We start from the raw sequence: 6,990 nt of genomic DNA on the forward strand, positions 1-6,990 counted from the left end.
GTACGCGGGCCGCGGCCTTCATCCCGCCGCCTGCAGCAGCTTCTTCGCCGCAGCCCGGGCTTCCTTGCTGACCTCCACGCCGCCCAGCATGCGCGCCAGTTCCTCCTGTCGGGCGCCGGCATCCAGCAGCTCCACGGCACTCTGGGTCATGCCTTCCACCGGCGCCTTGCTCACGCGGTAGTGCGCGTGGCCCTTGGCGGCGACCTGCGGCAGGTGGGTCACGCACAGCACCTGGCGCTGCTCGCCCAGGGCGCGCAGCTTCTGCCCGACGATGTCGGCCACCGCCCCGCCGATGCCCGAATCGACCTCGTCGAACACCATCGTCGGCACGGCATCCAGGCCCAGCGCGGCCACTTCGATCGCCAGCGACACCCGCGACAGCTCGCCGCCGGAGGCCACCTTGCGCAGCGCCCGTGCCGGCTGGCCGGCATTGGCCGCCACCAGGAACTCCACCCGCTCGGCGCCCTGCGGGTCGGGGCGGTCGCCCGGCTGCGGCTGCAGCTCGATCAGGAACTGTCCGCCGCCCATGCCCAGCTCGCCGATCAGCCCGGTGGTGGTGCGCGAGAGCGCTTCGGCGGCGCTCGCCCGGCTGGCGGTCAGCACGGCGGCCGCGTCGCGCCACTGCCCGGCGGCGGTGGCGATCAACCGGTCGATCTGTTGCAGCCGCTCGTCGGCGCCGCGCAGGTGCTGCACTTCGGCGGCGAGGCGGTCGCGGTGCTCGGCCAGGCCCTCGGCCGGGACGCGGTGCTTGCGCGCCAGGTCGTGCAGGCGGCCCAGCCGGCGCTCCATGTCCTCGAACTGCTCGGGGTCGGCCTCCAGGTCGTCGCGCACGCGGTCGAGCAGGGCCAGGGCCTCGTCGAGCTGGATGGCCGCACCGTCGAGCAGGGCATCCACGTCGCGCAGGCGCGGTTCGTGTTCGGCGACCCGGCCGAGTTCGTGGCGCCCGGCTTGCAGCAGGCCGAGCACGGATTGGCCGTCATCGCCGTTGAGCTGGCCGGCGACCCGCTCGCACGCCCCGATCAGCGCGGCGGCGTGGGCCTGGCGGCGGTGCGCGGTGCCCAGGGCGGCGATCGCCTCCGGCGCCAGTTCCTCGCGTTCCAGCTCGCCCAACTGGTGTTCCAGGAACGCGATGCGGTCGGAGACATCGCCCTGCGCCGAGAGCGCGTCGCGTTCGGCGAGCAGGGCCTGCCAGTGGTCGGTGGCCGCGCGCACGGCCGCGCGCGCCTCGCCGTTGCGCGCGTAGGCGTCGAGCAGTTGCAGCTGGCTGCCGCGCGAGAGCAGCGCCTGGTGTTCGTGCTGGCCGTGGATCTCGACCAGGAAGCCGGCCAGCTCGGCCAGCTGGGACAGCGTCACCGGCCGGCCGTTGATCCAGGCGCGTGAGCCACCGTCGGCGCGGATCACCCGGCGCAGCTGGCACTGGCCGTCGTCGTCCAGCGCCTGCTCGGCCAGCCAGTCGCGCGCCGGGTTGGTGTCGGCCAGGGCGAACTCGGCCGACAGCTCGGCCCGCTCGGCGCCATGGCGCACCACGCCGCTGTCGGCGCGCAGCCCGGACAGGAAGCCCAGGGCGTCCACCATCAGCGACTTGCCCGCGCCGGTCTCGCCCGACACCACGGTCATGCCGGGGCCGAATTCCAGCTCGGTGGCGCGGACGACGGCGAAATCCTTGATCGAAAGATGGGTCAGCATGGGGTCGGTGGTCGATGAACGGTAAAAGCTTAGGCGGTCGGGGCGGCGGCAGGAAAGGGCGGACGGTGCTTGCCAAGCCGCCGCGCAGTCATTATCTAGTGACGCGTCTCACTGGCTGATCCCATGCGCCCGCCTTCCACCCCCTCGCTCGATCCCCGCGCCCGGCACCTGCTGCGCACGCTGATCTCGCGCTACATCCATGATGGCGAACCGGTCGGGTCCAAGACCCTGGCCCAGCACGCCGGGCTGGATATCAGCGCGGCGACCATCCGCAACGTGCTGGCGGACCTGGAGGACCTGGGCCTGCTGGCCTCGCCGCATACCTCGGCCGGGCGCGTGCCCACCGCGCACGGCTACCGCGTGTTCGTCGACAGCCTGGTGCAGATGCAGCCGCCGGCCGAGGAGGAGGTGCGCCGCCTGCGCAGCGAGCTGGCCAGCGGCGCCGGCACCCAGTCGCTGCTGGGCAGCGCCTCGGAGATGCTCTCGGCGATGACCCATTTCGTCGGCGTGGTCAGCGCGCCGCGGCGCGAGCAGTTCGCCTTCCGCCATATCGATTTCGTGGCCCTGGACGCGCGCCGGGTGCTGGCGATCCTGGTGTTTGCCGACAACGAGGTGCAGAACCGGGTGATCGAGCCCCGCCGGTCCTTCGACCCGGCCGAGCTGGAGCGCGTGGCCAACTATCTCAATACCCACTTCGCCGGCCGCGCGTTGGCCGATATCCGCGCCAGCCTGATGCGCGAGCTGCGCACGGCCAAGGACGAGATGGAGCAGCTGCTCGCCCACAGCGTGGCGCTGGCCGACGAGGTACTGGTGCCGCCTTCGGCCGAGGACATCGTGCTGGCCGGGCAGACCCGGCTGATGGGTGTGCAGGACCTCTCCGACCTGGACCGCCTGCGCGAGCTGTTCGAGGCCTTCGCCAGCAAGCGCGAGATCCTGCAGCTGCTGGAGCGCACCATCCAGGCCCCGGGCGTGCGTATCTTCATTGGCGAGGAGACCGGCATGCTGCCGCTGGGCGATGTCTCGCTGGTGACCGCGCCGTATGCCGCCCACGGGCGGGTGCTCGGCGTGCTGGGGGTGATCGGCCCCAAGCGCATGGCCTACGAACGGGTCATCCCGCTGGTGCAGACCGCCGCGCGCGAACTGGGCGCGGCGATGGAGCCGCCGCCGGGCTGAGGCCGCGGGCCGGCGATAGCCGGCGACGATTGTCCCGATCGGGCGCTTGAAACAATCCATCGGCGCCCACATAGCGCGGGCAGGGGCGGGGTGTCGCCTGCCCATGGACGCGCAAATGAACCAAGACCAGCCCGAATTCGATTCCGAGAACCCCCAGCAGGCCGCCGCGCCCACCGACCCGCTCCAGGAGGAGCTGGAGTCGCTGCGCAGCGAGATCGCCCTGGTCAAGGCCGACGCCCTGCGCGAGCGGGCCGACCTGGAGAACCAGCGCAAGCGCATCGCCCGCGACGTCGAGCAGGCGCGCCGTTTCGCCAACGAGAAGCTGCTGGGCGAACTGCTGCCGGTGTTCGACAGCCTGGACGCCGGCCTGGCCGCGGCCGGCGCCGAGCCGAGCCCGCTGCGCGATGGCCTGGAGCTGACCTACAAGCAGCTGCTGAAGGTCGCCGCCGACAATGGCCTCACCTTGCTGGACCCGACCGGCCAGCCGTTCAACCCGGAACACCACCAGGCGATCAGCCAGATCGACGCCGCCGCCGTGGCGCCGGGCCACGTGGCCCAGGTGTTCCAGAAGGGCTACCTGCTCAACGACCGCCTGCTGCGCCCCGCGCTGGTGGTGGTGGCCAAGCACGATTGACCCGCCGGCGCGGCCACGCGTGAACGTGGCCGGCGCCGGACAGAACGCAGTTTCGCGGTGATGGCTTGAATGGGTTTCGGCCATCCCCACATCCGATCCAGCCGCCGGCATCGCGCCGGCAGAACGACCAAGCATCTCTTCAGGAGTCATCCCTCATGGGCAAGATCATCGGTATCGACCTGGGCACCACCAATTCCTGCGTGGCGATCATGGATGGCGGCAAGGCCCGCGTCATCGAGAATTCCGAAGGCGACCGCACCACGCCTTCGATCGTCGCCTACACCAAGGACGGCGAAGTCCTGGTGGGCGCCTCGGCCAAGCGCCAGGCCGTCACCAACCCCAAGAACACCTTCTACGCGGTGAAGCGCCTGATCGGCCGCAAGTTCACCGACGCCGAAGTGCAGAAGGACCTGGACCTGGTGCCCTACGGCATCGTCCAGCATGACAACGGCGACGCCTGGGTGGCCACCGCCGACGGCAAGAAGCTGGCGCCGCAGGAAATCTCCGCGCAGGTGCTGGAGAAGATGAAGAAGACCGCCGAAGCCTTCCTGGGCGAGACGGTCACCGAGGCGGTCATCACCGTGCCGGCCTACTTCAACGACAGCCAGCGCCAGGCGACCAAGGACGCCGGCCGCATCGCCGGCCTGGACGTCAAGCGCATCATCAACGAGCCGACCGCCGCCGCGCTGGCCTATGGCCTGGACAAGGAAGGCGGGGACCGCAAGATCGCCGTGTACGACCTGGGCGGCGGCACCTTCGACGTGTCGATCATCGAGATCGCCTCGGTGGACGGCGAGAAGCAGTTCGAAGTGCTGGCCACCAACGGCGACACCTTCCTGGGTGGCGAGGACTTCGACAAGCGCGTCATCGACTACCTCGTCGAGGAATTCCAGAAGGACCAGGGCATCGACCTGCGCAAGGACCCGCTGGCCCTGCAGCGCCTGAAGGACGCGGCCGAGCGCTCCAAGATCGAGCTGTCTTCCGCGCAGCAGACCGAGGTCAACCTGCCGTACGTCACCGCCGACGCGTCGGGCCCGAAGCACCTGAACATCAAGCTGACCCGCGCCAAGCTCGAAGCGCTGGTGGAAGACCTGATCCGCAAGTCGATCGAGCCGTGCCGCACCGCGCTCAACGACGCCGGCCTGCGCGCCAGCGACGTGAACGAGGTGATCCTGGTTGGCGGCCAGACCCGCATGCCGAAGGTGCAGCAGGCCGTGGCCGAGTTCTTCGGCAAGGAGCCGCGCAAGGACGTCAACCCGGACGAAGCGGTCGCGCTGGGCGCGGCGATCCAGGGCGGCGTGCTGGCCGGCGACGTGAAGGACGTGCTGCTGCTGGACGTGACCCCGCTGTCGCTGGGCATCGAGACCATGGGCGGCGTGTTCACCAAGATCATCGAGAAGAACACCACCATCCCGACCAAGGCCTCGCAGGTGTTCTCCACCGCCGAGGACAACCAGTCGGCCGTGACCGTGCACGTGCTGCAGGGTGAGCGCGAGCAGGCCCGCTTCAACAAGTCGCTGGCCAAGTTCGACCTCTCCGGCATCGAGCCGGCGCCGCGCGGCCTGCCGCAGGTGGAGGTGTCCTTCGACATCGACGCCAACGGCATCCTGCACGTGTCGGCCAAGGACAAGAAGACCAACAAGGAACAGAAGGTCGAGATCAAGGCCGGCTCGGGCCTGTCGGACGACGAGATCCAGCGGATGGTCGCCGACGCCGAGGCGCACCGCGAGGAAGACAAGAAGTTCCACGAGCTGGTGCAGGCGCGCAACCAGGCCGATGGCCTGATCCACGCCACCCGCACCGCCATCACCGAGCACGGCAGCAAGGTGGGCGGCGATGTGATCGGCCGCGTCGAATCGGCGCTGTCGGACCTGGAGACGGCGATGAAGGGCGACGACAAGGGCCAGATCGAGGCCAAGACCAAGGCGCTGGAAGAGGCCGGGCAGTCGCTGTACGCGGCGGCGGCGGCGTCCGAGCAGGGCGGCGCGGCCGGCCCGGGCCCGGATGCCGGTGCTGCCGGTCGCGGTGGCGACGACGTGGTGGACGCCGAGTTCACCGAGGTCAAGGACGACAAGAAGTAAGTCGTCCAGCCGATAAAGCGAAGGAGCGGTGCCCCGGCATCGCTCCTTCGCCTCATCTGCCCCCGTCATCCCTACACAGGTTCCCGTAGTCCCCCATGAGCAAGCGCGATTATTACGAAGTCCTGGGCGTGGCCCGTGGCGCCAGCGACGATGAACTGAAGAAGGCCTATCGCCGTTGCGCGATGAAGTACCACCCCGACCGCAACCCGGGCGATGCGGCGGCGGAGGCTTCGTTCAAGGAATGCAAGGAAGCCTACGAGGTCCTCTCCGACGGCAACAAGCGGCGGATGTACGACGCGCACGGCCATGCGGCTTTCGAGCACGGCATGGGCGGTGGCGGCGGGCCGGGTGGCCCGGACATGGGCGATATCTTCGGCGACATCTTCGGCAACATCTTCGGTGGCGGCGGTGGCCCGCGCGCGGCGCGGCGCGGCGCCGACATCGGCTACGTGATCGAGCTGGACCTGGAAGAGGCGGTCAGTGGCATCGAGCGGCGCATCGAGATCCCGACGCTGGTCGAATGCGAGCCCTGCCATGGCAGCGGTTCGGAGGACGGCAAGGTCGAGACCTGCGCCACCTGCCAGGGGCGCGGCCAGGTGCGCATCCAGCGCGGCATCTTCGCGATGCAGCAGAGCTGCCCGCATTGCGCGGGGCGCGGCACGATCATCCAGAATCCGTGCAAGACCTGCCACGGGGCGGGGCGCATCGAGGACGAGAAGGTCCTGTCGGTGAAGATTCCCGCCGGCGTGGACAACGGCGACCGCATTCGCCTGGCGGGCGAAGGCGAGGCCGGCCCGGCCGGTACGCCGCCGGGCGATCTGTACGTGGAAGTGCGCGTGCGCGAGCACGATATCTTCCGCCGCGATGGGGACGACCTGCACTGCGAGGTGCCGATCCGCATCACGCAGGCGGCGCTGGGTGATACGGTGCGCGTGGCCACGCTGGGTGGGGAGGCGGAAATCCGCATTCCGGCCGAGACGCAGACGGGCAAACTGTTCCGCCTGCGTGGCAAGGGCGTGCGTTCGGTGCGCAGCCGCGGGCCGGGCGATCTGTACTGCCGGGTGGTGGTGGAGACGCCGGTCAACCTGACGGCCGAACAGCGCAAGCTGCTGGAACAGTTCGAGGCGACCTTCTCCGGCGAGGAGGCGCGCAAGCATTCGCCCAAGTCCGCGACTTTCATGGACGGGGTGAAGGGGTTCTGGGATCGGATGACCTCCTGATTCCATTCCAGTGCTAGTGCTGACCCGAAGGCCGCCTTTCATGGCGGCCTTTTGCTTTGCTGGGGGTTTGGTTTGTTGCGTTGCGGCGCTTCGGTTGATATCGCGCGGGCGCCCGGGGGGATGCCCTGGCGGGGGACGCCAACTTCCGCATCCATGCGGGGCTCGTAGGGCGACATCCATGTCGCCCCACGCCCCC

5 protein-coding genes are annotated in these 6,990 nt (G+C 69.8%); 4 read left to right on the forward strand and 1 reads right to left on the reverse strand.

Annotated elements, in window-relative coordinates; all coding sequences use genetic code 11:
* Window positions 1–18: 18 nt before the first annotated feature.
* Window positions 19–1,686, reverse strand: a complete 1,668-nt coding sequence (gene recN / locus P6166_RS14630; RefSeq protein ID WP_277765181.1) for a DNA repair protein RecN — start codon at window positions 1,684–1,686, stop codon at window positions 19–21.
* Window positions 1,687–1,809: 123 nt separating this feature from the next.
* Here recN and hrcA point away from each other — a divergent pair, with 123 nt between their 5' ends.
* From hrcA to dnaJ, 4 genes are all read left to right on the forward strand, one after another.
* Window positions 1,810–2,859, forward strand: a complete 1,050-nt coding sequence (hrcA, locus tag P6166_RS14635) for a heat-inducible transcriptional repressor HrcA (RefSeq protein WP_277765182.1) — start codon at window positions 1,810–1,812, stop codon at window positions 2,857–2,859.
* Window positions 2,860–2,974: 115 nt separating this feature from the next.
* Entirely contained in the window at window positions 2,975–3,493 is a 519-nt protein-coding gene (grpE, locus tag P6166_RS14640) for a nucleotide exchange factor GrpE (protein WP_277765183.1), read from the forward strand.
* Window positions 3,494–3,648: 155 nt separating this feature from the next.
* A complete protein-coding gene (gene dnaK, locus P6166_RS14645) occupies window positions 3,649–5,574 on the forward strand; it encodes a molecular chaperone DnaK (RefSeq protein ID WP_277765184.1) in 1,926 nt (641 codons plus the stop codon).
* Window positions 5,575–5,669: 95 nt separating this feature from the next.
* Window positions 5,670–6,794, forward strand: coding sequence for a molecular chaperone DnaJ (gene dnaJ, locus P6166_RS14650; protein ID WP_277765185.1), 1,125 nt, complete (start codon window positions 5,670–5,672; stop codon window positions 6,792–6,794).
* The last annotated feature ends 196 nt before the right edge of the window (window positions 6,795–6,990 follow it).

This window comes from Stenotrophomonas sp. HITSZ_GD, from assembly GCF_029543105.1.
Lineage (GTDB): Bacteria > Pseudomonadota > Gammaproteobacteria > Xanthomonadales > Xanthomonadaceae > Stenotrophomonas_A.

Bases quoted from the DNA above. Each gene is read 5' to 3' on its own strand.
- grpE (WP_277765183.1), top strand. From the start codon at position 2,975: ATGAACCAAGACCAGCCCGAATTCGATTCCGAGAACCCCCAGCAGGCC.
- hrcA (WP_277765182.1), top strand. From the start codon at position 1,810: ATGCGCCCGCCTTCCACCCCCTCGCTCGATCCCCGCGCCCGGCACCTG.
- recN (WP_277765181.1), bottom strand. From the start codon at position 1,686: ATGCTGACCCATCTTTCGATCAAGGATTTCGCCGTCGTCCGCGCCACC.
- dnaK (WP_277765184.1), top strand. From the start codon at position 3,649: ATGGGCAAGATCATCGGTATCGACCTGGGCACCACCAATTCCTGCGTG.
- dnaJ (WP_277765185.1), top strand. From the start codon at position 5,670: ATGAGCAAGCGCGATTATTACGAAGTCCTGGGCGTGGCCCGTGGCGCC.